General features: G+C 67.5%; 25 protein-coding genes and 1 tRNA gene. 10 read left to right on the top strand and 16 right to left on the bottom strand.

Annotated features, from left to right (window positions below; genetic code table 11):
* Positions 1-109 precede the first annotated feature (109 nt).
* Positions 110-2,923, bottom strand: coding sequence for a DNA gyrase subunit A (gene gyrA / locus ACT2B0_RS07945; RefSeq protein ID WP_473463328.1), 2,814 nt, complete (start codon positions 2,921-2,923; stop codon positions 110-112).
* 323 nt (positions 2,924-3,246) lie between these two features.
* On the opposite strand from gyrA, the gene ACT2B0_RS07940 reads away from it, so the two are divergent.
* Positions 3,247-3,876 (top strand): MarC family protein, encoded by a 630-nt coding sequence (locus tag ACT2B0_RS07940; RefSeq protein WP_156712836.1) that lies wholly within the window; start codon positions 3,247-3,249, stop codon positions 3,874-3,876.
* Positions 3,877-3,918: 42 nt separating this feature from the next.
* Here ACT2B0_RS07940 and ACT2B0_RS07935 read toward each other — a convergent pair whose 3' ends face one another.
* The 4 genes from ACT2B0_RS07935 to ACT2B0_RS07920 form a co-directional block, all read right to left on the bottom strand.
* Complete coding sequence (locus ACT2B0_RS07935; protein WP_473463325.1) at positions 3,919-4,695, bottom strand: methyltransferase domain-containing protein; 777 nt, start codon at positions 4,693-4,695, stop codon at positions 3,919-3,921.
* A gap of 79 nt (positions 4,696-4,774) precedes the next feature.
* Entirely contained in the window at positions 4,775-5,119 is a 345-nt protein-coding gene (locus tag ACT2B0_RS07930) for a hypothetical protein (protein ID WP_473463323.1), read from the bottom strand.
* Between the two features lie 84 nt (positions 5,120-5,203).
* Positions 5,204-5,623 (bottom strand): VOC family protein, encoded by a 420-nt coding sequence (locus ACT2B0_RS07925; protein ID WP_473463321.1) that lies wholly within the window; start codon positions 5,621-5,623, stop codon positions 5,204-5,206.
* A gap of 10 nt (positions 5,624-5,633) precedes the next feature.
* Positions 5,634-6,122 (bottom strand): single-stranded DNA-binding protein, encoded by a 489-nt coding sequence (locus ACT2B0_RS07920; protein WP_473463318.1) that lies wholly within the window; start codon positions 6,120-6,122, stop codon positions 5,634-5,636.
* Between the two features lie 265 nt (positions 6,123-6,387).
* Here ACT2B0_RS07920 and ACT2B0_RS07915 point away from each other — a divergent pair, with 265 nt between their 5' ends.
* Positions 6,388-6,666 (top strand): hypothetical protein, encoded by a 279-nt coding sequence (locus tag ACT2B0_RS07915; protein ID WP_473463316.1) that lies wholly within the window; start codon positions 6,388-6,390, stop codon positions 6,664-6,666.
* A gap of 1,166 nt (positions 6,667-7,832) precedes the next feature.
* The gene (gene uvrA / locus ACT2B0_RS07910) at positions 7,833-10,757 is read left to right on the top strand and encodes an excinuclease ABC subunit UvrA (RefSeq protein WP_473463313.1); all 2,925 of its coding nucleotides are present in this window, start codon (positions 7,833-7,835) and stop codon (positions 10,755-10,757) included.
* Between the two features lie 566 nt (positions 10,758-11,323).
* Here uvrA and ACT2B0_RS07905 read toward each other — a convergent pair.
* The 3 genes from ACT2B0_RS07905 to ACT2B0_RS07895 all read right to left on the bottom strand — a co-directional run bounded on the left by ACT2B0_RS07905 (position 11,324) and on the right by ACT2B0_RS07895 (position 12,984).
* A complete protein-coding gene (locus tag ACT2B0_RS07905) occupies positions 11,324-11,692 on the bottom strand; it encodes an endonuclease domain-containing protein (protein WP_156712843.1) in 369 nt (122 codons plus the stop codon).
* A gap of 474 nt (positions 11,693-12,166) precedes the next feature.
* Positions 12,167-12,556 (bottom strand): type II toxin-antitoxin system VapC family toxin, encoded by a 390-nt coding sequence (locus ACT2B0_RS07900; RefSeq protein WP_473463311.1) that lies wholly within the window; start codon positions 12,554-12,556, stop codon positions 12,167-12,169.
* Positions 12,553-12,984 carry a type II toxin-antitoxin system Phd/YefM family antitoxin gene (locus tag ACT2B0_RS07895; RefSeq protein ID WP_473463308.1) on the bottom strand — a complete coding sequence of 144 codons (432 nt, stop codon included), beginning with the start codon at positions 12,982-12,984 and terminating at the stop codon, positions 12,553-12,555. Before ACT2B0_RS07895 ends, ACT2B0_RS07900 begins: the two co-directional genes overlap by 4 nt.
* A 150-nt stretch (positions 12,985-13,134) precedes the next feature.
* On the opposite strand from ACT2B0_RS07895, the gene ACT2B0_RS07890 reads away from it, so the two are divergent.
* Both ACT2B0_RS07890 and ACT2B0_RS07885 read left to right on the top strand, forming a co-directional pair.
* The gene (locus ACT2B0_RS07890; RefSeq protein ID WP_473463306.1) at positions 13,135-14,145 is read left to right on the top strand and encodes a hypothetical protein; all 1,011 of its coding nucleotides are present in this window, start codon (positions 13,135-13,137) and stop codon (positions 14,143-14,145) included.
* A 463-nt stretch (positions 14,146-14,608) separates the two neighbouring features.
* Positions 14,609-15,424, top strand: a complete 816-nt coding sequence (locus tag ACT2B0_RS07885) for a DUF72 domain-containing protein (protein ID WP_473463303.1) — start codon at positions 14,609-14,611, stop codon at positions 15,422-15,424.
* A 30-nt stretch (positions 15,425-15,454) separates the two neighbouring features.
* Here ACT2B0_RS07885 and ACT2B0_RS07880 read toward each other — a convergent pair whose 3' ends face one another.
* From ACT2B0_RS07880 to ACT2B0_RS07870, 3 genes are all read right to left on the bottom strand, one after another.
* On the bottom strand, positions 15,455-15,589 hold the full coding sequence (locus ACT2B0_RS07880) for a hypothetical protein (protein WP_281349396.1): 135 nt from the start codon (positions 15,587-15,589) through the stop codon (positions 15,455-15,457).
* Positions 15,590-15,804: 215 nt separating this feature from the next.
* Entirely contained in the window at positions 15,805-16,113 is a 309-nt protein-coding gene (locus ACT2B0_RS07875) for a hypothetical protein (protein WP_473465854.1), read from the bottom strand.
* A 123-nt stretch (positions 16,114-16,236) separates the two neighbouring features.
* On the bottom strand, positions 16,237-17,187 hold the full coding sequence (locus tag ACT2B0_RS07870) for an acyl-CoA desaturase (protein WP_473463301.1): 951 nt from the start codon (positions 17,185-17,187) through the stop codon (positions 16,237-16,239).
* A 146-nt stretch (positions 17,188-17,333) separates the two neighbouring features.
* Here ACT2B0_RS07870 and ACT2B0_RS07865 point away from each other — a divergent pair, with 146 nt between their 5' ends.
* Positions 17,334-18,302, top strand: coding sequence for a heparan-alpha-glucosaminide N-acetyltransferase (locus ACT2B0_RS07865; protein WP_473463298.1), 969 nt, complete (start codon positions 17,334-17,336; stop codon positions 18,300-18,302).
* A gap of 6 nt (positions 18,303-18,308) precedes the next feature.
* Entirely contained in the window at positions 18,309-18,785 is a 477-nt protein-coding gene (locus ACT2B0_RS07860) for a methyltransferase family protein (RefSeq protein WP_473463296.1), read from the top strand.
* Between the two features lie 22 nt (positions 18,786-18,807).
* Here the strand turns inward: ACT2B0_RS07860 and ACT2B0_RS07855 are convergent, their stop codons facing one another.
* Positions 18,808-19,194, bottom strand: a complete 387-nt coding sequence (locus ACT2B0_RS07855; RefSeq protein ID WP_473463294.1) for a MerR family transcriptional regulator — start codon at positions 19,192-19,194, stop codon at positions 18,808-18,810.
* A 277-nt stretch (positions 19,195-19,471) separates the two neighbouring features.
* Between ACT2B0_RS07855 and ACT2B0_RS07850 the strand changes: the two genes are divergently transcribed.
* Entirely contained in the window at positions 19,472-19,813 is a 342-nt protein-coding gene (locus ACT2B0_RS07850) for a DUF6455 family protein (RefSeq protein ID WP_473463292.1), read from the top strand.
* A gap of 23 nt (positions 19,814-19,836) precedes the next feature.
* Here ACT2B0_RS07850 and mgtE read toward each other — a convergent pair whose 3' ends face one another.
* The 3 genes from mgtE to ACT2B0_RS07835 form a co-directional block, all read right to left on the bottom strand.
* Positions 19,837-21,255 carry a magnesium transporter gene (gene mgtE, locus ACT2B0_RS07845; RefSeq protein ID WP_473463289.1) on the bottom strand — a complete coding sequence of 473 codons (1,419 nt, stop codon included), beginning with the start codon at positions 21,253-21,255 and terminating at the stop codon, positions 19,837-19,839.
* A gap of 271 nt (positions 21,256-21,526) precedes the next feature.
* Positions 21,527-22,300, bottom strand: a complete 774-nt coding sequence (locus ACT2B0_RS07840) for a hypothetical protein (protein WP_473463287.1) — start codon at positions 22,298-22,300, stop codon at positions 21,527-21,529.
* Between the two features lie 147 nt (positions 22,301-22,447).
* Positions 22,448-22,532 (bottom strand) — tRNA-Leu (locus tag ACT2B0_RS07835).
* 313 nt (positions 22,533-22,845) lie between these two features.
* Here ACT2B0_RS07835 and lipB point away from each other — a divergent pair.
* Together lipB and ggt are read left to right on the top strand one after the other, a co-directional pair.
* Positions 22,846-23,589, top strand: coding sequence for a lipoyl(octanoyl) transferase LipB (gene lipB / locus ACT2B0_RS07830; protein WP_473463284.1), 744 nt, complete (start codon positions 22,846-22,848; stop codon positions 23,587-23,589).
* A complete protein-coding gene (gene ggt / locus ACT2B0_RS07825; protein WP_473463280.1) occupies positions 23,590-25,350 on the top strand; it encodes a gamma-glutamyltransferase in 1,761 nt (586 codons plus the stop codon). It abuts the gene before it with no gap.
* Here ggt and ACT2B0_RS07820 read toward each other — a convergent pair.
* Positions 25,261-26,634: a site-2 protease family protein gene (locus ACT2B0_RS07820; RefSeq protein ID WP_473463277.1), complete on the bottom strand. Its 1,374-nt coding sequence runs from the start codon at positions 26,632-26,634 to the stop codon at positions 25,261-25,263. The genes ggt and ACT2B0_RS07820 overlap by 90 nt on opposite strands.
* Positions 26,635-26,808: the final 174 nt, after the last annotated feature.

Raw genomic sequence — 26,808 nt, 5'->3', positions numbered from 1 at the left:
CGGCGGGCGAAACGCCGCCGTTTGCCATACCATGACGCCGAAAGCCGCCCCAGGGGCGGCTTTCCGCTTTTTGCACACAGGTTCTTGTCCGGCGCGCGGATTGAGCGCCTCAGGCCTCGCCGTCGGGTGTCTCGGGGGCCGGGCCATCGCTGGCCGGCGTGTCCGTCGCCGCCGCCTCGACGTCTGGGGCCTCCGCGTCGATGGCGTCCACGGCCTCGTCCTGGGCTTCCGAAATGCGCTCGACCGAGACCACGCGCTCGCCCTCGGCGGTGCTGAACACTTTCACCCCCTTGGTGGCGCGGCTGGCGATGCGGATGCCGCCGACCGGCACGCGGATCACCTGGCCGCCATTGGTGACCAGCATGATCTGGTCGTCGTCGGCGACCGGGAAGGTCGCCACCAGCCGGCCGATCTCCTCGGCCTTGGACACGTCGGTGGCGCGGATGCCCTTGCCGCCGCGGCCGGTGACGCGGAAATCGTAGGACGACGAGCGCTTGCCGTAGCCGAATTCCGTCACGGTCAGAACGAATTGCTCGTGCTGCTTCATGAACTCGTAGAACTCGTCGTTGAGCTCCTCGACCTCACTGACCTCCTCGTTGGTCAGGCCGATATCCTCGTCCTCGCCGGTGGCGAGCCGCCGTTCGGCGGCGGCGCGGCGCAGATAGGCCGCCCGTTGCGGGGCGCTGGCGTCGACGCTTTCCAGGATCGTCATCGAGATCGCCCGGTCATCCTCGCCCATGGCGATGCCGCGCACGCCGACCGAGTTGCGCCCGGCAAACACCCGTACGTCCGTGACCGGGAAGCGGATGCACTGGCCGCTGTCGGCGGTCAAAAGCACGTCGTCGTTTTCGGTACAGGTGGCCACGTTCAGGATCGCGTCTTCGGCGTCGAGCTTCATGGCGATCTTGCCGTTGCGGTTGACCTGGACGAAATCCGACAGCTTGTTGCGCCTGACCGTGCCGCGGGTGGTGGCGAACATCACGTCGAGTTCGCCCCAGCGTTCCTCGTCCTCGGGCAGCGGCATGATCGCGGTGATACGGTCGCCCTCTTCCAGCGGCAGCATGTTGCGCAGGAATTTGCCGCGCGATTGCGGCGTGCCGATCGGCAGGCGCCAGACCTTTTCCTTGTAGACGATGCCGCGCGAGGAAAAGAACAGGATCGGCGTGTGGGTGGAGGCCACGAACAGCCGGGTGACGAAATCGTCGTCCTTGGTCGCCATGCCCGAGCGGCCCTTGCCGCCGCGCGCCTGGGCCCGGTAGATCGACAGCGGCACCCGCTTGAGATAGCCCTCATGGGTAACGGTGACGACCATGTCCTCGCGCTGGATCAGGTCCTCGTCGTCCATGTCCGGGCCGCCCTCGACGATCTGGGTGCGCCGCGGCGTGCCGAACTCGTCGCGCACGGCCACAAGCTCGTCCTTGACGATCTGCTGGATGCGCAGGCGCGACGACAAAATGTCGAGATAGTCCTTGATCTCCTCGCCGATCGTGTTGAGCTCGTCGCCGATCTCGTCGCGGCCGAGCGCCGTCAGCCGCTGCAGGCGCAGCTCCAGAATGGCGCGCGATTGCTCCTCAGACAGATTATAGGTGCCGTCCTCGTTGATGCGGTGGCGCGGGTCGTCGATCAGCCGGATCAGCGCCTCGACGTCGGCGGCCGGCCAGCGCCGCTCCATCAATTGCTGGCGCGCCGTCTGCGGGTCGGGCGCGGTGCGGATCAGCTTGATGACCTCGTCGATATTGGCGACCGCGATCGCCAGGCCGACCAGCACATGGGCGCGGTCGCGCGCCTTCTTCAAAAGATATTTCGTGCGCCGGCTGACCACCAGCTCGCGGAAGAACACGAAGGCGCGCAGGATGTCGCGCAGGGTCATCAGTTCCGGCTTGCCGCCGTTGAGCGCGACGATGTTGGCGCCGAACGAGGTCTGCAGCGGCGTATAGCGGTAGAGCTGGTTCAACACCACGTCGGCGACCGTGTCGCGCTTCAGCTCGATCACCACCCGGTAGCCCTGGCGGTCGCTTTCGTCGCGAATGTCGGAAATGCCCTCGATGCGCTTGTCGCGCACCAGTTCGGCCATTTTCTCGATCATCGTCGCCTTGTTGACCTGGTAGGGCACCTCGGTGATGATGATCGCCTCGCGATCGTTGCGGGCCGGCTCGACATGCACCTTGCCGCGCATCTGGATCGAGCCGCGGCCGGTGTCGTAGGCGCTGTAGATGCCGGCGCGCCCGAGGATCAGGCCGCCGGTGGGGAAATCCGGGCCGGGCACGATCTCCATCAAGGCCGGCAGTTCGATGGCCGGATTGTCGATCATGGCGATCGCGGCGTCGCAGACCTCGCCCAGATTGTGCGGCGGGATGTTGGTCGCCATGCCGACCGCGATGCCGCCCGAGCCGCTGACCAACAGGTTGGGAAACCGCGCCGGCAGCACTTTCGGCTCGCTGGCCGAGCCGTCGTAATTGTCCTGGAAATCGACGGTTTCCTTGTCGATATCCTCCAGCATCTCGTGCGCGGCCTTGGTCAGCCGCGCCTCGGTGTAACGCATCGCCGCCGGCGGATCGCCGTCGATCGAGCCGAAGTTGCCCTGGCCGTCGATCAGCGGCAGGCGCATCGACCAGTCCTGGGCCATGCGCACCAGGGCGTCGTAGATCGAGGCGTCGCTGTGGGGATGGTATTTACCCATCACGTCGGCGACCGGCCGCGCCGACTTCACATATTTGCGGTTCCAGTGATAACCGCTTTCATGCGAGGCGTAGAGGATGCGCCGATGCACCGGTTTCAGCCCGTCGCGCACGTCGGGCAGCGCGCGGCTCACGATCACGCTCATGGCGTAGTCGAGATAGGAGCGCTGCATTTCCTCGATAATGGAAACCGGCTCGATACCGTGGGGATCGCCTGGCGCGCGCGGGGTCGTCTGGTCAGTCAAAACGGATCACGTTCGATAGAGGAATCATGTCGCTCCTTATATAGGATGCCGGCACAATTCGCCAAACCGGGCGGTCGATTTTCGACCCCCGATACCGCAACGGAAACAATATCTTATCAGGGAAACGATTTTCCCGGCCGAATGTTGCCCGGCAGCCGGCCCGCAACGGCGCGAATCGCGCTCTCTGCCGCGCGGCAAGCGCCGCCGCAACCGGACCGGCCGGCCTGCGCGCGCCGGGGCGCTTAACCCCGTCTTTCCTTGTCCCGCCCGCTGGCCTTGCTCGGTGACTGACGATACGCTGCCGGCTGACGGAGAGCCGCCCGATGCCGAGCCTGGACCAGATCTTCAACGCCTTCGTGACGCTTCTGGTCACCATCGACCCGCCCGGCCTGGCGCCGCTGTTTCTGGCGCTGACGCGCGGCATGAACCGTTCGGAGCGCCAGCAGGTCGGCCTGCGCGCCTCCATCATCGGCTTCCTGCTTCTGGCGCTGTTCGCGCTCGCCGGCGCGGCGATCCTGTCGGTGTTCGGCATCACCCTGCCCGCCTTCCGGGTCGCCGGCGGGCTGCTGCTGTTCTTCATCGCCTTCGAAATGGTGTTCGAGCGCCGCCAGGAGCGCAAGGAAAAGAGCGCCGACGTGGCGATCACCCGCGACATGATCCACAACATCGCCGCCTTCCCGCTGGCCATCCCGCTGATCGCCGGGCCCGGCGCGATCTCGGCCACGGTGCTGTTGTCGGGGTCGTTTTCGGGCCCGGTCGGCCAGGCGATGCTGGTCGCCGTCATCCTTGCGGCGATCGTGGCGACCTATCTCGTCTTCCTGCTGGCCGAGCGCGTCGACGGGTTTTTGGGCCAGACCGGCCGCTCGATCCTGACCCGGCTTTTGGGCGTGATCCTGGCCGCCCTCGCCGTCCAGTTCGTCGCCGACGGGGTCAAGGCGCTGATGGCGGCGTAATCGGACCGGCAACCGGACGCCGGGCCGGACGCCCGCCGGACGTCAGACCTTGCGGGCCAGCGTGACGAAGTAAACCACAGTGAAGAAGAAACGGCCGTCTCGCGACAGGGCGTGTTGCTCCTCGAACCAGGCATTGGCGGCCGCCTGCGTCAGCTGGCCGTTGTCGACGGCATAGCGGCGCATCAGATGCATCATCATCGCGGCCAGCCCGTCCGGTTTCAGCACCGTATCGGAAAACACCAGCGGCCGCACCTCATCAACAATGAAGCCGGCGTCCCGGCACAGCGCCGGCAGGATTTCCGGCACGCGCTTTTCGACCAGGTGCCCGTCCCATGCCGTCATCATCTTCGACATGCGTTGCCTGTCGTCGCTGAACCACACCAGCGTGTCCCAGTGCGTGTCGCCCACCACCAGCCGCGCGCCGGGCCGCAGCACACGTGCGATCTCGCGCAGCGCGGCCGCAATGTCGGGCAGATACTCGAACACCTGCAGCGAAACCGCGCCGTCGACCGATCCCGCGGCGAGCGGCAGGGCCTCGGCCGTCCCGTCGACGATCTCGACATTGTCGCGCTCGGCGCAGCGCCCGGTCGACGCCGCGCGCATCTCGGCGCTGGGCTCGACCCCGATTGCCCTGCCCTGCGGGCCGACCGCACGCGCCAGTTCCAGGGTCAGCAGGCCGGGTCCGGAGCCGATATCGACCACGGTATCGCCCGGACGCGGCGCCAGCGCCTCAAGGCTGGCCAGGCGCCGCCGGACGACATCCGAGCCCTGATAGGCATCCTCGAGAAGTCGGGTGGTCGCCGCGTCGAACTGAAGCATGGTGCATGCTAGGCGATATCGCCCCGGCGTGAAAGCAGGCCGCGCCCGTTCGACCGCAAACGGTCCAACGACGCGCCGGTCACCGGTCCGGCAGCACCACCGTCATCGCACGTCCGCCAAAGCCGTGCACGCTGTCATGCGCGCGCACCGTCACCGTGCGCAGCCCGGGCGGCACCGCCACCCCGTCCCGGCTGCGGGTGAAAGGCTGTTCATCGACATGGGGATGGGCCAGCACGCGCGTGGCCAGCACCGCGCCGTCCTCGCCGACCACCTCCCAGCGATCGGCAAAATGGTCCCAGCCGGTATCGGCATGGCGCACGGTGACGTCGAAGCGATAGGTTCCGTCGGCGCGCGGCGAGATGTCGACCGCCGTCACGTCGGCCTCGCCGGCATGGGCGAACCCGGCCGCCGCCAGCAGGGCCATGCAACACGCGGCACAAAAATGTCGGATCGTCGGCATGGCGCCGTTCTTGCGCCAGGGCGCGCTCACGTACCAGTCACGAACGCGTCAGGACGTCGCCGCGCTGGCCAGAGGATGACCGGGCGCGAACTCGATCAGGTCCCACTGATTGCCGTAGAGGTCGGCGAACACGGCGACGGTGCCGTACTCCGCGACCTTCGGCTCGCGCACGAAATCGATCCCTTGGCCGAGAAAGCGCTGATGGTCGCGCGCGAAATCGTCGGTCTGCAGGAACAGGAAGACGCGGCCGCCGGTCTGGTTGCCGATCGCCGCCGCCTGCGCCTCGTCCGACGCGCGACCAAGCACCAGCGACGTGCCGCCGCCGGGCGGTGCGACGACCACCCAGCGCTTGTCCTGTTCGGGCTGGTGCGTATCCTCGACAAGGTCGAAACCGAGCTTGCCGCAATAAAAGGCGATGGCCTCGTCATAGTCGCGCACCACGATCATCACATGCGCGATGCGCTGCATCGGCGGCCGATCAGAACGGGATTTCGTCGTCGAGATCGCGCGAGAATCCGCCGCCGCCGCCGCCCTGGCCCTCGTTCGGGCTGGATGCGCCGAAATCGGAGCCGCGCGCGGCCGGGGCGTTATACTGGCCGCCGCCCTCGCCCTGCCCGCGCGAATCCAGCATCTGCAGCTCGCCGCGGAATTTCTGCAGCACGATCTCGGTCGTGTAGCGGTCGTTGCCGGTCTGGTCCTGCCATTTGCGGGTCTGGAGCTGGCCCTCCAGATAGACCTTCATGCCCTTTTTCAAATATTGCTCGGCGACCTTGGCCAGATTGTCGTTGAAGATCACGACATTGTGCCATTCGGTGCGCTCGCGGCGCTCGCCCGACTGGCGGTCGCGCCAGGTTTCGGAGGTCGCCACGCGCATGTTGACGACCGGATCGCCGGAATTCAGGCGGCGGATTTCCGGGTCAGCGCCCAGATTGCCCACCAAAATCACCTTGTTGACGCTTCCCGCCATCACTTTATCTCCACGCTCGTCCGCCCGGGACATTTCTGATCGGCGCGTATTCTATCCGATCGCCCCGGCCGACGCGCCCCGGCGGGGCAGATTCCTTGCGCTGTCCACAAGGGTTTCGTTCCTTGTTTGTTCTAAACCGTTTCCGACCCGGTTTCAACCATGCGCCGGCGCCCGCCGCACGGGACGCAAAATGTGAAGCGGCGCGCTCTTGGCAGCGGCGGCGCGCGCGCTTATGTCGAGGCAAAGCGTGAGCGGAGCCGAAATCATGTCGCGACCCCTGATGATCGCCGTTCTGGCGGCTTTTGCCGCCGCCGCGAGCCTGCCGGCCGTGGCCGGACCGGACGCAGACACGGCCGATAACGGCCTGCCCGGCGTCGAGCGCCCGCAAGGCGCCGGCGCCACCGACGCGCCGTTGCCCGAACCGGACGAGGCGCTGCCGGTCGGCTCCACGCCGGGTTCGTTCAAGGTCGGCGACTGGGACGTGACCATTTCCGGCAGCATTTCCTACGAGATCGGCACCGGCGGCTACCGCGACGGCCGCTGAGGCACCGGCAACGGGCGGCCGCCCTGCCGGTCGTTCGGGCCTCTTGCTTGCCCCGGTTCCTGTCGTCCTCCGTTTCGCCCCCTCGACACCACGCAACAGCGGCTCACGCCGGACCCGATGTCAACGCGCTTTTGCGCGCCGGCCACGCCCGGACTTGCTGCGCGCACGCCGCCCGGCTCGACTGCACGGTTTTCGGCAGCACGGTTTTCGGCAGCACGGTTCGACGATGGCGCGCTTGTCCCGATCGCACGCCACACCACCGGCCTCGTCGCGCCCTGGCCGTGTCAGCCACCAAATCCCGGCGGTTCGCGTGCGCCGCCGCACGGCCATCGCCAACCGCACCCTGCAAGAATTTTCCGATCGAGGCCGACAGCCAACGACGGAACCATGTTTGGGCCGGATTTAGGCCGGAGAACGCCTGATCCTGCCCGCAGCACCAGAATCGGGAAACCCGGCCGCGGCCGGCCTCGCCTCGCCAGCCGACACGACGCCGCGGCTCGACGCGTGACCCGTCAAACTGCACGCCTTCGCCCGCCACCACGCCCGCAAGAGAACGGCCTCGCCGCTACCGTTTCGAGCGCGCGAGGCCTTTGGGTTTCCCCGATCTCCGAGGATATCAGGTGATCGTCAAGGGACATCCACTCAAGGATGGCACCCTTTGCATTGGTCAGCGATGTAAGATGATTTGACGGGGCGCGCGATCAGCCGCTCAGCGTCCGATCGGGCTCACCGCGGCTCCACCGGGCAGGCGGAGCCGGCAGGGACTGTCCGGCGGGGTCATGCCTCTCTCCTCTGCTGGTTGCACCGACACCGTTCCGTCTTCGGCCTCGCCTTCGCGGCGCCTCGCGAAAATCCCGCTCCTGCGGATGATGTCGAGGCCGTGCGGAACGGTTTTGACTCTGCGCCCGGGCCGGCGCCGCTGTCAATATCGGTGCGGCGCGCGAAGGCAAAATGTGATCGAGGCGGCCAAGGCCCGCGGCACCGGACGCAAACCGTGTCAGGAGTGCGTTCGACCTTTGTTCTTTGCCCTTGCCCTCACCCGGCAAAGGAGTCTAACTCGCTTTTGCGAAAAACCCCCTCGACGCGGCGGCGCGGCGACCTACCTAGGAGGCTGGCGCGGAACCTTGTCCGCGCCTTCCCATCGCAACACGGAACGGCATTGCGGCATGGCCGATCAGAAATTCATCTCCATTCGCGGCGCGCGCGAGCACAATCTCAAAAATGTCGACCTCGACATTCCCCGCAACAGCCTCACCGTGATGACCGGCCTGTCGGGCTCGGGCAAATCGTCGCTCGCCTTCGACACGATCTACGCCGAGGGCCAGCGCCGCTACGTGGAAAGCCTGTCGGCCTATGCGCGCCAGTTCCTGGAGATGATGCAGAAGCCGGATGTCGACCAGATCGACGGATTGAGCCCGGCGATCTCGATCGAGCAGAAGACGACCTCGAAGAACCCGCGCTCCACGGTCGGCACGGTGACCGAGATCTACGACTATATGCGGCTGTTGTTCGCGCGTGTCGGCGTGCCCTATTCACCGGCCACCGGCCTGCCGATCGAGAGCCAGACCGTGTCGCAGATGGTCGACCGGGTGCTGGCGCTGGCCGAAGGCACGCGGCTTTACCTCCTGGCGCCGATCGTGCGCGGGCGCAAGGGCGAATACCGCAAGGAACTGGCCGAGCTGCAGAAGAAGGGCTTTCAGCGGGTCAAGATCGACGGCGTCTTCCACGAGATCGCCGAGGCGCCGGCGCTCGACAAGAAGTTCAAGCACGATATCGACATCGTCGTCGACCGCGTCGTGGTGCGCGACGATTTGGCCGCGCGGCTGGCCGACAGTCTGGAGACCTGCCTGCGGCTTGCCGACGGGCTCGCCGTGGCCGAATTCGCCGACCGGCCGCTGCCGCCGGAAACCCTGTCGGGCGAAGCCGCCAACAAGTCGAAGAACGACACCCACGAGCGGCTGTTGTTTTCGGAAAAATTCGCCTGTCCGGTGTCGGGCTTCACCATCACCGAGATCGAGCCGCGGCTTTTTTCCTTCAACAACCCGTTCGGCGCCTGCCCGTCCTGCGACGGGCTCGGCAGCCAGCGCGCCATCGATCCCGAGTTGATTGTGCCCGATGACGGGCTTTCCCTGCGCGACGGCGCGGTCGCGCCCTGGGCGCGTTCGACCTCGCCCTATTACACCCAGACGCTGGAGGCGCTCGGCAAGGCCTATGATTTCAAGATCGGCCAGCGCTGGCGCGACCTGCCCGAGCCGGCGCGCCAGGCGATCCTATACGGCACCGGCGAGCGCCAGATCGTCTTTTCCTATGATGACGGGCTGCGCTCCTACCAGACGACAAAAACCTTCGAGGGCGTGATCCCCAATCTGGAACGGCGCTGGAAGGAGACCGAATCGGCCTGGAGCCGCGAGGAGATCGAGCGTTACATGGCCGCCAGCCCCTGCCCGGCCTGTTCCGGCTACCGGCTGAAACCGGAGGCGCTGGCGGTCAAGATCGACGGGCAGCATATCGGCGCGGTCACCCAGCTTTCGATCCGCAAGGCCGGCGCCTGGTTCGAGGCGCTGCCGGCCCGGCTCACCGACAAGCAGAACGAGATCGCCGGGCGCATCCTGAAGGAGATCCGCGAGCGGCTCGCCTTCCTCAACGATGTCGGGCTCGACTATCTCAGCCTGTCGCGCAATTCCGGCACGCTGTCGGGCGGCGAGAGCCAGCGCATCCGGCTCGCCTCGCAGATCGGCTCCGGCCTGACCGGCGTGCTCTACGTGCTCGACGAACCCTCGATCGGGCTGCATCAGCGCGACAATGCCCGCCTGCTCGACACGCTCAAGCATCTGCGCGACCTCGACAACACGGTGATCGTGGTCGAGCACGACGAGGACGCCATCCTGACCGCCGACTACGTGGTCGATATCGGCCCGGCCGCCGGCATCCATGGCGGGCGCGTCGTCGCAAAGGGCACGCCGGCCGACATTCTGGCCGACCCCGGCTCGCTGACCGGGCAATATTTGTCGGGCGCGCTCGCGATCCCGACGCGCGACGCGCCGCGGCCGCTGAGGAAGGGCCGCCGCATCAAGGTCGTCGGCGCGCGCGGCAACAATTTGAAGGACGTCACCGCCGAGATCCCGCTCGGCACCTTTGCCTGCGTCACCGGCGTGTCGGGCGGCGGCAAGTCGACCTTTCTGATCGAGACGCTCTACAAGGCCGCCTCGCGCCGCATCATGGGCTCGCGCGAGCATCCGGCCGAGCACGAGCGCATCGAGGGGCTGGAATTCCTCGACAAGGTGATCGACATCGACCAGTCGCCGATCGGCCGCACGCCGCGCTCCAACCCGGCCACCTATACCGGCGCCTTCACCCCGATCCGCGACTGGTTCGCCGGCCTGCCCGAGGCCAAGGCGCGCGGTTACCAGCCGGGCCGCTTCTCCTTCAACGTCAAGGGCGGGCGCTGCGAGGCCTGCCAGGGCGACGGCGTGATCAAGATCGAGATGCATTTTCTGCCCGACGTCTACGTCACCTGCGACGTGTGCCACGGCAAGCGCTACAATCGCGAGACGCTCGAGGTCACGTTCAAGGAAAAGTCGATCGCCGACGTGCTCGACATGACGGTCGAGGAAGGCGCGGAGTTCTTCGCCGCCGTGCCGGCGGTGCGCGACAAGCTGCAGACACTCGCCAAGGTCGGGCTCGGCTACGTCCATATCGGCCAGCAGGCCACCACCTTGTCGGGCGGCGAGGCGCAGCGCATCAAGCTCGCCAAGGAATTGTCGCGCAAGGCGACCGGCAAGACGCTCTACATTCTCGACGAGCCGACCACCGGCCTGCATTTCCACGACGTGGCCAAACTGCTCGACGTGCTGCACGAGCTGGTCGACCAGGGCAACACCGTGGTCGTCATCGAGCACAATCTGGAGGTGATCAAAACCGCCGACTGGATCCTCGATCTCGGCCCGGAAGGCGGCGATGGCGGCGGCGAACTGGTCGCCTCGGGCACGCCGGACGACATCATCGCCGAGGAGCGCAGCTATACCGGCCAGTTTTTGAAGGAACTGCTGGAACGCCGGCCAGGGGGACGCAAGCGGGTGGCTGCGGAGTGAGTGGGCGCGGCCGGCTGCCGCGTGATCCTGCAACACCGCGCCGTTCCCCCCTCTTGCGCAGTCTAAGGCCTGGCTTCGCCAGGGCCAAGACCGCGCTTTCTCCCCCGCATCGGGGGGAGATAGGGCGCGCAGCGGCGACGCAGCACGCAATCTTCAACGTCGGCGATTTGCAACAAGCAAAGACGCCGGCTTCATCTCCCCCCATGCGGGGGAGAAAGCAAAATCGACGTCTTGGCGCAGCCAAGTGTCAGATTTTGCAAGAGGGGGGATCGGACGGAGGCGCCGCCGGTCTTCGCGTGATCATGGAACACCGCGCCGTTCCCCCCTCTTGCGCAGTCTAAGGCCTGGCTGCGCCAGGGCCAAGACTGCGCTATCTCCCCCGCAAAGGGGGGAGATAGGGCGCGCAGCGGCGACGCAGCACGCAATCTTCAACGTCGGCGATTTGCAACAAGCAAAGACGCCGGCTTCATCTCCCCCCATGCGGGGGAGAAAGCAAAATCGACGTCTTGGCGAAGCCAAGTGTCAGGTTTTGCAAGAGGGGGGATCGGAAGATCCGCTCCCGCCGATCACCACCGCTTGCCCGCCGCCGCCAGGATCTGCGCGCACACCCCATCGATGTTTCGCACCACGTCGTCATTCCAGAACCGCAGCACCGTGAACCCGTTTTGGCGAAAATGCGCGTCGCGCCTTGTATCCGAGGCCGACCCCGCATGCTGGCCGCCATCGACCTCGACGATCAGCTTCGGCCGGAAACAGACAAAATCCAGAATATAACCGTCGAGCGGATATTGCCTGCGGAAGCTCAGCCCCTCGAGCTGGCCCCGGCGCAGCGCCTGCCAAAGCAGGTTTTCCGCCTTGGTGGCGTCCTTGCGCATCTCCCGCGCGCGGCTGCGGTGGCTTGCCGGCGGTTGGTAACGCACAGGCTTCCCCTGCATCGATCCCCCCTCTTGCGCAGTCTAAGGCCTGGCTGCGCCGGGACCAAGACTGCGCTTTCTCCCCCGCAAAGGGGGGAGATAGGGCGCGCAGCGGCGATTCAGCACGCAGTCTTCGACCTCGGCGATTTGCGACAAGCGCGGACGCCGGCTTTATCTCCCTCGCATCGGGGGGAGATAGGGCGCGCAGCGGCGACGCAGCACCCAGTCTTCGACCCGGCGATTTGCAACAAGCGCGGACACCGGCTTCATCTCCCCCGCAAAGGGGGGAGATAGGGCGCGCAGCGGCGACGCAGCACGCAATCTTCAACGTCGGCGATTTGCAACAAGCAAAGACGCCGGCTTCATCTCCCCCCATGCGGGGGAGAAAGCAAAATCGATATCTTGGCGAAGCCAAGTGTCAGATTTTGCAAGAGGGGGGATCGGGTTCAGGCGCCTGCAATCAAGCAATCAGTGCCGCCCTGCTTACCAGCCGCCCTACCCCCACACCACCTCCGCCCCCAGTTCACCAAGCCACGCGTCCTTCGTCACCAGCGTCAGCCCTTCCACCGCGGCTTGCGCGACGAGCATGCGGTCGAACGGGTCGCGGTGCTCGGGCCCGTACGAGCCCGCCCGCACCGCGTGCCGCGCCGACAGCGCCAGCAGGACAAAGCCCTCGGCCGCGGCCACCTCCTCGAACGCCTCGACCAGCGGCGCGATTTCCGGCCAGCGCCCGCGGTGGTGCTTGTAGGACATCTCGTAGGCCGACACCGCGCTGGCGAACACGGTCACCTGCCGGTCGCCCAGCAGTTCCCGGACTCTCGGCGGCAGCAGCTCGGGAAAATACAGCCACCAGAACAGGGCGTGGGTATCGAGCAGCAGCCTCACCGACCACCGTCACCAACATTGCCGTCGGCCGAATACCGGCCTTCCCATGCCGCCAATTCGTCCTCGCCCAGCGGCTGGTCAAACAGGTCGGACGGCAGGCTGCCGCGCAGATGCGCGAAGCGGCCGGGCACGCGCTGCTTTGTCTCCGCGATCGGCACCACCTTGGCCACCGCCTTACCGTCGCGCATGATCGTGAACTCCCTGCCGGCTGCCAGCGCCTGCTCCAGCGCGCCGGCATCGTAGTCGGCCTGTTCGCCCTCGCCGAAACCGGGTGGCAACGCCCCGCCGGCGCCGCTTGCGGCATCGACCGGCACCAGCCTGACCGCCGGCCTGTTGCGGCGGGCGATCACGATCACCTCGCCCGCCTCGGCGCGCGCCACCAGATCGGAAAGCCGCGTCTTGGCATCGTGCATGTTGATGATCGCCATGGACAGAATATAGCTAGAAAACTAGCTAGGTTCAACAAGCCTCCGGAAGGCGGGGCATCAGGCGGCGGTCGCCCGCGTCCTCCGCCCTTAATTCATCCACCCCCCTTCCAACCCCGCCTACACTCCCGCCGCCCTGACAAGGAGGCGGCGATGGACTGGCAGGCTGCGATCGACAAACATCGCGACGCGCTGCGGCGGGTGCTGGCAGCACTTGTGGCGATGGCCGGGCTCGGGGATAGCGTCCCTCCTCTGGCCTGCCGGCCATCTCCCCCACAAGGGGGGAGTTTGGCTGCCATCACCCTGCCCCGCCATCGCCACCGCGCCGTGCTGCGCGTGCTGCGCCCGGCCGAAACGGCCGCGCGGCGGCTGGTCATCGTCGCCGCGCGCGGCCTGGTCGTGCCGCCGCCGACGCCGCGCCCGCGCCGGCCGAAGCCGGCGCCAATCATCCTGCGCCGCCCCGGCGGCACCGGGGTGTGGATACGGCGCGGGTGCCGCCAGCCCTCGCGCCTCGCGGCACCGCCGCCCCACCCTCCTGTCCACACCGGCGCCGAAGGCGGCCGCGCAACCCCCGCCGCCGGCCGGGACACGACGCCGGGCAAGGCCTGCGCGGCTCTGCGTCCGCCGCCGCGCCGCCTCGCCCTGCCGCTTTTCGACCCGCCGCGCCGGCTGCCGCGCCCGGCGCGGCCGGCGCAAAGCATCGTGCCGCGCATCTGGATGCCGGGCAAAGCGGCGCCGTTTGCGCTCGCCGAACGCCGCGCGCCGTCGCGCCACGACCCGCTCGACGCCACCCGGCTGACGCTCAGGCTGGAAGCGCTTGCCGCCACGCTCGACGATCTGCCGGCGGCGGCGCGGCGGTTTGCCCGCTGGCGCGCGGCCCGCGCGGGCCGCGACGCGCGCGGCGAAAGCCCGGCCGCCCCCGCCCCTTCCCCTCGTGGGCAGGATCGGCGCGCCGCCGACGCGGAGCGAAATCTGGAGCGCCGGGCTGGGGATCCTCAACGTGCCCCACGACACCGCAACCGCCGCGTCTGGCCGTTGCGCACCGGGCGTCCGCCCGGCCAGAGCCGGGCCGAGCGCCGCCGGCCCTCGCATGAAATCCAGACGATCCTGACCGACGTCCACGGGCTCGCCTTCTGGGCGCTGGAGGCGCCCGACACGTCGTGAACGGCCTCCCCCGCCGCCCCCCGGCAGCGCATCGCGCGGCGAAAACCCCTTCGCCGCGCCCGCCTTCGCGCGCCTTCGCCTTGCCGCGCCTCGCGCCGGCAGGACCGGCCGTGCGCCCCGCAAGACGGCGGCAGCCGCCGCGGCGCCACCACAGCCGGGAGCCGGTACCCCTATTCCCTATTCCCTATTCCCTATTCCCGCCTGCCCCTGTCAGCAGACTGCCGCTTTCGGATGGACAGGCGCCGGCAAAGCCCGCATTTTCGCCGGGCAAAAATCTCAGGAACGGAATAATGCACGCGGTGATCCTTCTTTTCTCTGGCTCCGGTCGCGCGGCGACCGCAAGCCCGGCCGGCCAGCCCGTCCCGGGCTTCAACCCAGGTCGCGCCTCCTGGCGCGGAAAGCCAAGCGCGCGAATGCGGCAGCCGGCGTGCGGGGCCGGACAAGAAAACCGGAGCCCCGCGCCATGAGCTCGGCCATGGGAAAAATCCGCGCCGGCATGGGCGGCTGGACCTACGCGCCCTGGGAGGGCACGTTTTATCCTGAAAAACTCGCCAGGAAGCGCCAGCTCGAATATGCCGCACGCCAGGTGCCGACGATCGAGGTCAACGGCACCTATTATTCGAGTTTCAAGGGGCCGACCTTCTTGAAATGGGCGGCCGAGACGCCCGACGATTTCGTCCTGTCGCTGAAGGGCAACCGCTTCATCACCAATCGCCGGGTGCTGGCCGAGGCGGGCGCGTCGCTGGCGCGGTTTCTGGGCTCCGGCGTCGCCGCGCTCGGCCCAAAACTCGGGCCGCTTTTGTGGCAGTTCGCGCCGACCAAGAAATTCGACCCGGAGGATTTCGCGGCGTTTCTGGCCCTGCTGCCGGCAACCCATGACGGGGTTGCGCTGCGCCACGCGATCGAGCTGCGCCATCCGAGCTTTGCCGTGCCGGAGCTGGTCGCGCTGGCGCACCGCCACAAGGTGACGATCGTTTTTGCCGACCACGCCAAATATCCGGCGATCGCCGACGTTACCGGCGATTTCGTCTATGTCAGGCTGCAGACCGGCGCCGACGACAATGCGCACTGCTATCCCGAGACCGCGCTCGACGGCTGGGCCGCGCGCGCCAAGATCTGGGCCGCCGGCGGCGTGCCCGACGATTTGCCGCGCGCCGACCCGGCCTTTACGCCGGAGGAGAAACCGCGCGACGTGTTCGTCTATTTCATCACCGAGGGAAAGCTGCGGGCGCCGTTCGGTGCCGGAGCGCTGATGGCGCGTGTCGGCGGCCAGAAATGAGGCGCAGCGGCCGGCCGGCGGTCCTGGCCGTCAAAGCAGCACCAGCACCAGGGCGATCAGGGCCAGAAGGCCGCCGAGCACGGCCTCGCCCGGTCGCACCGGCCGGGCCGGGCTCCTGCGATAGGCGCGGCGGTCGTCTTTGGACGGCATTGGCGCATAGGTCACGACAGGCACTCCTGGCTGGGGCCCGCAAGCCCTGTTCGACCCGTCCCGATCTCATCCCCCGCCGGGCCGCTCCCGCGGCCCGCCAGCCTGCCCGGCGCGCGCCTCCCGCAGCCGGTCTCGATCAGATGGGATGCGCCGTCACGGCATTCAAGCGCGCCTGGCACCGCGGCCGGACACATGCCTTCAACAGCTGGTTACCGTCCGTGTCCTGTCGCTCAGAACGCGCGTGGCGGCACGAACAGGCAGATCGTCTTGCCGTCATTCTTGCCGGCGACCGAACACCAGTGGAAATCGCCGTCGGGCGAATGGCGCACCCTTGTGTCGGCATAACCGACCACCTCGCCGGTGGTGGCGATCACGTAACCGTCCGGGCGCTCGCTGACCGCCTTGGTCGGCACCATGCGGCAGTCGAAACCCGAACAGCAGGCGAAGGGGTATTTCCAGCCCTCAGGCTGGGCCGCCGTCGGCAGCGCGTCATGGGCCAAGGCGGAGACGGCGCCGGCGAGAAACAGCCACCCGGCAATGAAGGGAGGTTTTCCTGCAAAGAACATCGTGGTTCTCCAAGGTTTCCTCCCGCAAAAAATCATCGGCCCGATTCGGTTAACGTCTCGTTAACCATCGCCGGCCGGTCGCGCGTGCGTCGGTGTTCAGCCCTCGCGCGCCGCGCGCACGGGGCGCGGCGTCATGGTCGGGTTCGGACTGATATTGGGTTCGGTGATGCGCCAGGCCAGGCCGAGCGCGCCGAGCAGGCGGATGATCAGATAGGTGCCGTCGACCTCCCACCAGCGATGGCCGTGGCGGGCCGAGCGCGGATCGGCGTGATGGTTGTTGTGCCAGCCCTCGCCGAGCGCGATCAGGCCGAACACGACATTGTTGCGGCTGTGCTCGCCGGTCTCGTAGTTGCGGTAGCCCCACAGATGGGTGATCGAATTGATCGCCCAGGAATTGTGCCAGTAAAGCACCGTGCGCACGAACACGCCCCACACCAGCAGGCTGAGCGCGAAGCGAAGCGCCTGCGAAACCGTACCGCCGGCGAGCAGCTCGATCGCAAACCCCGCCGCCAGAAACACGACCATCTGCGCGCCGATGATGCCGAGATAGTATTTTTGGCTTTCCAGCCGGCGGTGGAACGGATCGCGCAGCACGTCCTTGGCGTAGCGCGCATAGATCTCGTAGCGCGACATGTCCGGCGCCTTGACCAGCATCCAGCCGATATGGGCCCACAGGAAGCTGCGGATCGGCGAATGCGGGTCGGGCGCGTCGTCGGCGTGTTCGTGATGCTTGCGGTGCACCGCGACCCAGTGGGCGGGCGTGTCCTGAAACGAGCACACCGCCAGCACGGCGAGACAGCGTTCCAGCCATTTCGGGCACTGGAAACCCTTGTGAGTCAGGCAGCGATGATAGAAGAGTTGGATGCCGAGCGTGCCGAAGACGACCGTGCCCGCCATGCACACGACGACCGAGCGCCAGTCGAAGAAATAGGGAACGAAGGCGAGCAGGGCGACGAGATGGAAGACCCCGATGCTGACGATGTTGAGCCAGTTGAGTTCGTAGGGCGGCCGGACGATCCGTCCGCTCGACGGCGAGCCTGCTTGCATGACGATTGCCCCCCTTGCCCGACGCGACACCGCAACAGAGTCCAGCACAGCCCGTTTGATGTCAATCCAGCCCGCCGGCGCCGGGCGAAAAACCGCCATGCGGTTTTTGCCGGGACCGCCGCCGCTTGTCCGTGGCAGCACGCTCGATGACGCAGCCCCCGACGATTGCCCGCATCGCCCTGATCGACGTTTTGCGCGGCGCGGCGCTGGTGGCGATGGCGATCTATCATTTCGCCTGGGATCTGGAATTCTTCGGTTATGCCGAGCCGGGCCTGACGGCGGTGGGCGGATGGAAGCTCTTTGCCCGGTCGATCGCCTCGTCCTTCCTGGCCCTGGCCGGCTTCAGCCTGGTTCTGGCCCACAGCCGCGCGATCCGCTGGCCGTCCTTCGCGCGCCGGCTGGCCAAGGTCGGCGCCGCCGCCGCCGCGATCAGCGTCGCCACCTATCTGGCCATGCCGGAGAGCTTCATCTTTTTCGGCATTCTGCATCAGATCGCCGTCGCCAGCGTGCTCGGCCTCGCCTTTCTGCGCGCGCCGTGGTTCGTGACCGCGATCGCGGCCGCGCTGGTGATCGCCGCGCCAAGCCTGCTCAGGACCCCGCTTCTCGATCATCCGGCCTGGTGGTGGACCGGCCTGTCGGCGACCCTGCCGCGCTCCAACGACTACGTGCCGGTCTTTCCCTGGTTCGGCGCCGGGCTTGCCGGCATGGCGCTGGCCCAGCTCGGCCTTGACACCGGGGCGCTGGCGCGGCTTTCGGCCATCGCGATGCCGCGCTGGAGCGGCGTGCTTTCGCTTGCCGGGCGCTACAGCCTGTCGGTCTATCTGCTCCACCAGCCGGTGCTGATCGCCGGCGTGTTCCTGTTTTCGCAGGCTTTCCCGGCTGCGACACAAACCGCCGAGATGCGGTTTCAACAAGCCTGCGAGGTCCGGTGCGCGCAAGAGCGCGACGCGGCGTTTTGCACGGCCTATTGCCTGTGCATGCTGGACGCGGTCGACAAAAACGGCTTGCTCGACCCGCTGATGGCCGGCCAGGCCGACCCCGCCATGGAACAGGCGGTCGCGGCGATGGCGGAAAGCTGTACGGCCGAGACGCAATCCAATTCAGGCGCGGAGTGATATGAGATGAGCGAACTGGACACGAGACCGAACCGCTTTCCCTGGCCGCCCGTCCTTTATCTGGCGGCGATCGGCGCCAGCCTGGTGCTGGCCTGGCTGGTGCCGCTGCCGTGGATCGGGCCGCCGCTGTCCGACATATTGTTCGCCGTCGGCGCGGTCACGCTGATCGGGGTGGTGCTGATCGACGTGTCGGCGATGCGCACGCTGGCGCGGGCCAAGACGACGATCATGCCGCATCGCGGCAGCGACCATCTCGTCACCGGCGGACCGTTCGCCTTCACGCGCAACCCAATCTATCTCGCCAACACGCTGCTGATGATCGGCATCGGGCTGATGGCGGGGATCGTGTGGTTCCTGGTGCTGGCCGTGGTCGCCGCCTTCGCGACGCAGAAACTGGCGATCGAGCGCGAGGAACGCCACCTTACCGCCCGTTTCGGCAAGAAATATCGCGATTATGCCAAAAAAGTCCGGCGCTGGATCTGACCGGCGGGCGCCGAGCGTGGCGTCAGGTCGTCACCCCGAGCTCGACAAGCCGTTCCAGGCAGGATTCCTCGGCATGATCGAGCTCGGCAAGCGTTTCCTCCAGGTCCCGGCGCTTCTGGCGCAGGTCGCCGCGCTTTTCCTCGATCCGCGCCAGCATCATCTTCAACTGGCCGACCTCGCCCGGCGGCTCCTTGTACATCTGGATGATCTGGCGGATTTCGCTGATCGAAAAGCCGAGCCGCTTGCCGCGCATGATCTGGCGCACCAGTACCCGGTCGGACGGGCGAAACAGCCGGGTGCGGCCGCGGCGCAGCGGGTGAATCAGCCCTTCGTCCTCGTAAAACCGCAAGGTTCGCGTCGAAATCCCGAACTCACGCGTCAGTTCCGTGATCGTGTAGTAGTCGCGCATGCAGTGGTCCCGCCGTCGATTCCTTGGATCAGGATGTGACACGGCGTTTACGTAAAAGTCAATTATTTGGCCCTGCCCGGCCCGCGCGCCGGCTTGCCTGACACGTTTGCGGGCCGATCGCGGCGTCGCCGCGACCGCGATTTTGTTTGACCTGCATCAACGTTGTCGCCGCCGCGCAGGCTAGCATGTGCCCATGGAGGACGATGCGATGACCAGGCAAGCGGTATTTCAAACTCTTTCGGCCGCCTTTAACGGATGGCGTCAAAGGCGGCTGGCGATGGCGGAGCTGCGCGACCTCGCCGCGCGCCATCCCGAGGCGCTGGCGCGCGCGGCCGGCGAGTGCGGTCTGTCGACGCGGGAGCTCAAGCAGGTGGTGGCCAAGGGCACGGGCTCCGATGCGCTGATGCAGCGCATGATGGCGGCCTACGGGCTCGACCCGGAGCTTCTGGCGCATGACAGTCCGGAGCTGATGCGCGACATCGAACTGGCCTGTTCGCATTGCCGCGCCAAGCGGCGCTGCGCCAGCACACTCAAGCGCGTCACCGCGCGCGCCGAAGCCGGCGGCTTCTGCCCCAACGCCGAACAGTTCGCCGAGCTCAGCCTGGCCGACACGCGCTAGGAGCGGCCGCGCCGGCCGGCGGCCTAGCCGACGCCGAACCAGAGCGTCGCCAGGCCGAGAAAGGCGAAGAAGCCGACAACGTCGGTGACGGTGGTGACGAAGACGGACGAGGCGATCGCCGGGTCGGCGCCGAGCTTGTCGAGCAGGAGCGGAATCAAAATGCCGGCCAGGGCGGCGGCCAGCATGTTGACGACCATCGCCACGGCGATCACGCCGCCGAGGCCGGTGCTGTCGAACCACAGGGCGGCGACCACGCCCATGACCACGGCAAACAGCGCGCCGTTGATGATGCCGACCAGGGTTTCGCGGCGGACGATGCGCGCGGCGTTGTAGATATCGAGATCCTTGGTGGCGAGCGCGCGCACCGTCACCGTCATCGTCTGGGTGGCCGCGTTGCCGCCCATCGACGCAACGATCGGCATCAGGATGGCGAGCGCGACCATTTCCGAGATCGTGGCGTCAAACAGGCCGATCACCAGCGAGGCCAGAATGGCGGTGGCCAGGTTGACGAGCAGCCAGGGCGCACGCGACCGCGACGTCGCCCCAACTGTGTCGGAGAGTTCCTCGTCACCGACGCCACCCATCCTCAAAAGGTCCTCCTGGGCCTCCTGCTGGATGACGTCGACCACATCGTCGATGGTCAGAACGCCGACGAGGCGCTCGTTCTCGTCGACGACGGCGGCGGAGAGAAGGTCGTATTGCTCGAATTCGCGCGCCGCCTCTTCCTGGTCCATCGTGGCCGGGATGGCGTGGCGCGTCTCGTGCATGATGTCCTCGATCTTGACCGCGCGCTTGGTGCGCAGGATCTGGTCGAGATGGACAGCGCCGAGCAGTTTGAAGGTCGGATCGACGACGAATATCTGCGAAAACTCGTCCGGCAGGTTCTGATCGTCGCGCATGTAGTCGATGGTCTGGCCGACAGTCCAAAACGGCGGCGCGGCGACGAATTCCGTCTGCATGCGCCGGCCGGCGGTCTCTTCGGGATAGTCGAGCGAACGGCGCAACCGGATGCGCTCGGTAAACGGCAGCTTGGCCAGGATCTCGTCCTGGTCCTGGGTGTCGAGATCCTCGAGAATGTAGACGGCATCGTCCGAATCGAGTTCCTGCATCGCCCGGGCGATCTGCTCGTTCGGCAGATCGTCGACGATCTCCATGCGGATGGCGTCGTCGACTTCCGTCAGCGCGGTGAAATCGAAATCGTCGCCCAGCAGGTCGACCAGCGCGCGGCGCTGTTCGGGCAGCAGCGCCTCGATCAGATCACCGAGTTCGGACTGGTGAAGTCCCGCCACATCCTGTTTCAGCGTCAGCACATCGCGATCGGCGATCGCCGCGCCGATATGGGTCAGGAAGGCCGGACGGATGAAGCCGTCTTCGCTGTAGAGACCGGTCTCGACCGGTTCCCGCGGGGTTTCGCCGACGCTTTCGTTTTGAGGACCGACCACCGACCAACTCCGCAATCGTGTTTCGTGATGTCTGCCTTATCCGGATCTCGCACGGGGATGCAGATGTCGCGACGCAAGGCGCCATGTGCTGGCTGCGCGGACGACGTACTCCCTCCCCCGACCTAGTGCCGTTGCACGCCAAATGGAAGCGGGGCCGTACGGATTTTCGTCGCCGGCAAGCAAACATCGGCGCGCGATGGCGTCGGCCGGACGGGCGAAGGACGGCGCAGGCAAGGGTCTACTCAGGCGTCAGGCGCGCCCGGGCGCGCGGTCAGTCGCGGATGCGCCGCAGGATGGTCAGGCTTTCCTCGCGGTCGAGCGCGTCACGCACCACGTCGGGCACGCCGGCCCCGCCCTTGCCCGACGCCGCGTCGAGCGCGACGTCGCGGATGGTGACGCTGAGCGTGTGGGTGACCTGCCTGGCGGCCCCGAAGGAAATGTCGGCGCCGAGCAGGCTCAGGCCCGGCGTGGCGACGGCAATGCTCGGCCGGGCGCGCCCGTCCTGGGTGACCTGGAAGGCGACATCGTAGGAATAGGCGGCCGGGGTCTCGCGCACATTGATCAGCGCCACCGTTGTCTGCAGGATCCACTCCTTCAGGCCGAGCCCGCCGGCGATACGCTCGGGCGGGTTGGCGATCTCGCCCGAACAGGCCAGTTCGGTGAACGGGTAATAGACCGATACGGTCGTGTCGACGGAGTTGACATGACGCCGGCTCGCCCCGAGGCCGAGAGCGGCGCTGCCGTTGGTGACCGGAATGACGAAATTGGCGTTGCCGCCGCCATCGACGATCTTGACCAGCTTCAGCCCGGCGGTCGCCTTGGCGTATTGCCGGCCGACGGTGATGCCGGCCTCGCGCAGCCGTTCGGCCAGGCGGGGTTCCGCCTTGACCAGAACCAGCGCCTCGCAGAGTTCCTGCTCGACCGTATAGAACAGCGATTCGACCTTGACGTAGTCGTCGTCGGCGAAGTCCGGCAGGCTCGCGCAGCCCGCCAGCGCAAAAACAAGAACAGCGTGAAGCAGTCCCCCGCGCCATGCCAACCGCATGCGCCCCTCCCCAGTTTGGCACCTGAACGACAGCCTATTTCAGCCACCGGCCAGGCAAAGGGCAAGACGAATTGCCAAGCCGGCGGGCCGGCGGGCCGGCGGGCACGAAAGCTGGGGACGATGCCGAAATCCGGGCCGAAATCCGGATGGTGCGGTCGAGAAGACTCGAACTTCCACGGGTTGCCCCACAGCGACCTCAACGCTGCGCGTCTACCAATTCCGCCACGACCGCACGTGGTAGAAGCCGGTTTCGACCGGCTCGGCGCGTGTAGCAAATCGCCTGTCGGGAAACAAGTGCCGTGAGGCGGCAATTTCCGCGCTTCGGCGGCCGGACGCATGCGCAGCCGAGCGCCGGCTCGGCCGCGCCCGGCTTCGCCGCCACATCCGAGGGCGGCCCACGGGTGCGGCGCGCGCGCCTGGCATGGAAACCGACCGGCGATCTTTCGGATTCGCCGCGCGCGCTTTAGAGTCATTTTTCAACGCCCGTGCGCCAGAACCGGTTTACCGAACCGGCGGACATGGTTTTTCGCGGCAAGGAACCCGTCATGGCCGAACGCCAAAGCCTCGACACCACCTTTCTGGCCCTGCCCGGCGCGGGGCCGGTCGCCTGGGAGATCGCGCCCGGCCCGGTCTCCTATCCCGACGCGCTCGCCTTCATGGAAGACCGCGCGGCGGCGATTCGCGACGGCCGCGAAAGCGAGCTGGTGTGGCTGGTCGAACACGCCCCCCTTTATACCGCCGGCACCAGCGCCAAGCGCGAGGATCTGCTCGAACCGGGGCGGTTTCCGGTTTTCGACGCCGGCCGGGGCGGCGAATACACCTATCACGGTCCCGGCCAGCGGGTCGCCTATGTGATGCTCGACCTGAAGCGGCGGCGGCCGGACGTGCGCGTGTTCGTCGGCGCGCTGGAGGAGTGGATCATCCGCACGCTCATGCGTTTCAACGTGCGCGGCGAACGCCGCGAGGACCGGGTCGGGGTGTGGGTGGCCCGCCCCGACCGGCCGCCGCTCGCCGACGGATCGCCGGCCGAGGACAAGATCGCCGCGATCGGCATCCGGCTGCGCAAATGGGTCAGCTTTCATGGCATCGCCATCAATGTGGAGCCGGATCTGTCGCATTTTTCCGGCATCGTGCCATGCGGGATCACCGGCCACGGCGTCACCAGCCTGGTCGATCTCGGCCTGCCGGTGACGATGGCCGATCTCGACGTGGCGCTGAAGGCGGCCTTTGTCGAGATTTTCGGGCCGGTGGAGACGGCGGCGGCCGCCGCCGAGATCAGGAGCGCGTAGATGAAAACCCGTCTTGCAGGCTTTGTCCTCGCCCTGGCCATGGCAGCCGCGCCCGGCGCGGCCATCGCCCAGCAGGCGGCCGACGCCGTCGCCCCGGAAATCGCCAGCGGCACCAAGGCGCGCGAAGCGGTGGCGGCCAGCAGGCGCATGGTGGCCGCGGCCAATCCGCTTGCCGCCGAAGCGGGGCTTGCGGTGCTGCGCGCGGGCGGCACGGCCGCCGACGCGCTGGTGGCGGTGCAGACCGTGCTCGGCCTGGTCGAGCCGCAATCCTCGGGCATCGGCGGCGGCGCCTTCCTGGTCTGGTACGACGCGGCAAGCGGCACGGTGACGACGTTCGACGGGCGCGAGACGGCGCCCGAAGCGGCCACCGAGACGCTGTTCCTGACGCCGGACGGCACGCCGATGGGGTTTTTCGAGGCCGTCGTCGGCGGCCGCTCGGTCGGGGTGCCCGGCGTGGTGCGGCTGATGGAGACCGTGCACGGCCGCTACGGGCGCAAGGACTGGGCCGGCCTGTTCGAACCGGCCGGGACCCTGGCCGAACAGGGGTTTGCCGTCTCGCCGCGACTGGAGGCGCTGATCGCCGACGACGCCGACCGGCTTGCCGGACAGGCGTCCACCCGGGCCTATTTCCTCCATGAAGACGGCGCGCCGCTGAAGGCCGGCGACAGGCTGGCCAACCCGGCCTATGCGCGCACGCTGCGCCAGATCGGGCGCCAGGGCGCGGACGCCTTTTACGAGGGCGCGATCGCCGAGGCGATCGTGGCGGCGGTAACCGGTCATGGCGACAATCCGGGCGCGCTGTCGCGCGCCGACCTCGCGGCCTACCGGGCCAAGGAGCGCGAGCCGGTGTGCGTGTCCTATCGCGGCCACGAGGTGTGCGGCATGGGCCCGCCGTCCTCGGGCGCGCTCGCCATCGGCCAGATTCTCGGCCTGCTTGAAGGGTTCAACCTGCCCGCGCTCGGGCCCGAGGCGCCCGAAAGCTGGCGCCTGATCGGCGACGCCACCCGGCTCGCCTTCGCCGACCGCGGCCGCTATGTCGCCGACAGCGACTTCACGCGGATTCCCGAAGGCCTGCTCGACCGGGCCTATCTGGCCGCGCGCGCGGCGCTTTTGCGGCGGCCGACCGCCCTGCCCGCCTCCGATGTCGCGCCCGGCGAGCCGCCGTGGAAAAAAGCCGCGCTGCGCCTCGACGGCGTGACGCCGGAAATGCCTTCGACATCGCATTTCGTCATCGTCGACGACGACGGCAATATCGCTTCGATGACCAGTTCGATCGAAAACGCCTTCGGCGCGCGGCTGATGGTCGAGGGGTTTCTGCTCAACAACCAGCTTACCGATTTTTCCTTCACGCCCCGCCGCGACGGCGCGGCGGTGGCCAACCGGCCACAGGGCGGCAAGCGGCCGCGCTCGTCGATGTCGCCGACGATCGTGCTGCGCGAGGGCCGGCCGCTATACGCGCTCGGCTCGCCCGGCGGCAGCAACATCATCGCCTATGTCGCCAAGACGCTGGTCGCGCTGATCGACTGGGAGATGGACATGCAGGAGGCCGTGGCGCTGCCGCATCTGACGAACCGGTTCGGCACCTACCATATCGAGGCCGGGACGGCGGCCGAAGAGCTTGCCGGCCCGCTGGAGGCGCTCGGCTACACGGTCGAAATCCGCGCGCTGAATTCAGGTCTGCACGGCATTGCCTTCAACGAGGACGGCACGCTGGTGGGCGGCGCCGACCCGCGCCGCGAGGGCGTCGCCGTCGGCGACTGAGATCACCGCGACCACCGGCTCCCGGCCGTTGCGGTAGCGCCGATATTCGTCCCAGGCCCACAACAGCGCCGATGCGTGAATGACGAAGGTCGCCACCAGCGCCGCGCCGAGCGCCAGGGCGTCGAAACGCCCGACCGGCTTCAAGGCATGGCGGGGCCGTACTGCCCCGCCGGCCGTCAACAGGCTCAAAACGGCAAACACCGCCCCGACGACCAGAATGACGCCGGGGTCGAAACCAGCGACGAGGCCGAGCCACAGGAACGCGCCGAGCACCATGAAGGCCGCCAATGCCAGCGAAAATTTGCCGCCGCAGATCTGGCGCAACACCTGTCCGCCGTCGAAACGCCAGACTGGAATCAGATTGGCGAGGTTGAAAAAGGCGATAAAGGCGGCGAGCACGGCAAGCAGCGCGGCCGCGTAGTAGGATCCCGCCGCCCCCGCCACGGTGCTCGCCAGTACCGCGACCGGGACCAGGAAGGCGGAAAAACCGGCGCCCATCAGGGCAACGAAGGCGACCTCGAAACGGCTGTCATAGGGCCTGCCGCCGATCGCGATGCCGCCGAGGATTGGCACGAAGATCATCCTGACCTTCTTGTGGCCCATCAGCCGAAACGCCGCAAGATGGCCAAGCTCGTGCAGCGCGACCGTGAGCGTCAGACAGCTCGACAGCACGAAACCCTGCACGGTCAGGCCGAAGAACGGCCACAGAAGAAAGGTCGACAGAACCGCGAAGCCGAACTGGGTCACAGGATGCTCGAATAGTCCGCCAACCGGCTTGCGGCCGGTTTCGGCCCAGCGCTTCAGGCCGCGCGCATGCCGGCGCAGCCGAAAATACCGAAAGGCGAGGAAGGCTAGCCCGCGATAGCGGTCCGACTGGGTCAGCGACAGCCGGGTGACGCCGTCGCGCTCCGACAGCTCGATCCGTTCGCGAAAATTCCTCCAGAAAGCATCGTCGAGCGCGCTGTCGCTTTCGACCCGCAGGCAAAACCCCTCGCCCGGCCTGACCGCTTCCAACCGCACCGTGCGCTCGATCGGCCTGCCGTCCCGACCTTCATGGGAAAGCCGGACACGGGCGCGATTCTCGCCCACCGGTTCGGTCGAGACGAACTCGCCCGACCAGCCGGCGTCCGGGCCCAACGGCCACACGGCATTCCAGACCCGCTCCATCCCGGCGTCGATCGACACCGACGCCACAAGCCTGCGCCGGCCAAGCGGTGCAGCCAGAAGAAGGAAGATCAGGACAAGATTGACACCGATCACAGCGGCAATGACGATCGCGGACAACGGCACGCTCCACATTGGTGGCGCAGACTAGGCCGTGTCCGTCGAAGAAAGTTTTAACGGCGGCGCGGACGCGCCGCCATGCCGGTTGCTCAATAGGCGCCGATCCACATCGCCAGCGACACGACAAACACGCTGACGGAAACCAGGGCGGCCACATCCTGAAGCATATCGGTC

Source organism: Nitratireductor sp. J20-h4, from assembly GCF_056780505.1.
This window is presented reverse-complemented; position numbering and strand designations above follow the sequence as displayed.

Coding starts and splice junctions, on each gene's coding strand:
- ACT2B0_RS07940 (WP_156712836.1), top strand. CDS start 3,247: ATGCCGAGCCTGGACCAGATCTTCAACGCCTTCGTGACGCTTCTGGTC.
- ACT2B0_RS07935 (WP_473463325.1), bottom strand. CDS start 4,695: ATGCTTCAGTTCGACGCGGCGACCACCCGACTTCTCGAGGATGCCTAT.
- ACT2B0_RS07930 (WP_473463323.1), bottom strand. CDS start 5,119: ATGGCCCTGCTGGCGGCGGCCGGGTTCGCCCATGCCGGCGAGGCCGAC.
- ACT2B0_RS07925 (WP_473463321.1), bottom strand. CDS start 5,623: ATGCAGCGCATCGCGCATGTGATGATCGTGGTGCGCGACTATGACGAG.
- ACT2B0_RS07920 (WP_473463318.1), bottom strand. CDS start 6,122: ATGGCGGGAAGCGTCAACAAGGTGATTTTGGTGGGCAATCTGGGCGCT.
- ACT2B0_RS07915 (WP_473463316.1), top strand. CDS start 6,388: ATGTCGCGACCCCTGATGATCGCCGTTCTGGCGGCTTTTGCCGCCGCC.
- uvrA (WP_473463313.1), top strand. CDS start 7,833: ATGGCCGATCAGAAATTCATCTCCATTCGCGGCGCGCGCGAGCACAAT.
- ACT2B0_RS07905 (WP_156712843.1), bottom strand. CDS start 11,692: ATGCAGGGGAAGCCTGTGCGTTACCAACCGCCGGCAAGCCACCGCAGC.
- ACT2B0_RS07895 (WP_473463308.1), bottom strand. CDS start 12,984: ATGGCGATCATCAACATGCACGATGCCAAGACGCGGCTTTCCGATCTG.
- ACT2B0_RS07890 (WP_473463306.1), top strand. CDS start 13,135: ATGGACTGGCAGGCTGCGATCGACAAACATCGCGACGCGCTGCGGCGG.
- ACT2B0_RS07885 (WP_473463303.1), top strand. CDS start 14,609: ATGAGCTCGGCCATGGGAAAAATCCGCGCCGGCATGGGCGGCTGGACC.
- ACT2B0_RS07870 (WP_473463301.1), bottom strand. CDS start 17,187: ATGCAAGCAGGCTCGCCGTCGAGCGGACGGATCGTCCGGCCGCCCTAC.
- ACT2B0_RS07865 (WP_473463298.1), top strand. CDS start 17,334: ATGACGCAGCCCCCGACGATTGCCCGCATCGCCCTGATCGACGTTTTG.
- ACT2B0_RS07860 (WP_473463296.1), top strand. CDS start 18,309: ATGAGCGAACTGGACACGAGACCGAACCGCTTTCCCTGGCCGCCCGTC.
- ACT2B0_RS07855 (WP_473463294.1), bottom strand. CDS start 19,194: ATGCGCGACTACTACACGATCACGGAACTGACGCGTGAGTTCGGGATT.
- ACT2B0_RS07850 (WP_473463292.1), top strand. CDS start 19,472: ATGGCGGAGCTGCGCGACCTCGCCGCGCGCCATCCCGAGGCGCTGGCG.
- ACT2B0_RS07840 (WP_473463287.1), bottom strand. CDS start 22,300: ATGCGGTTGGCATGGCGCGGGGGACTGCTTCACGCTGTTCTTGTTTTT.
- lipB (WP_473463284.1), top strand. CDS start 22,846: ATGGCCGAACGCCAAAGCCTCGACACCACCTTTCTGGCCCTGCCCGGC.
- ggt (WP_473463280.1), top strand. CDS start 23,590: ATGAAAACCCGTCTTGCAGGCTTTGTCCTCGCCCTGGCCATGGCAGCC.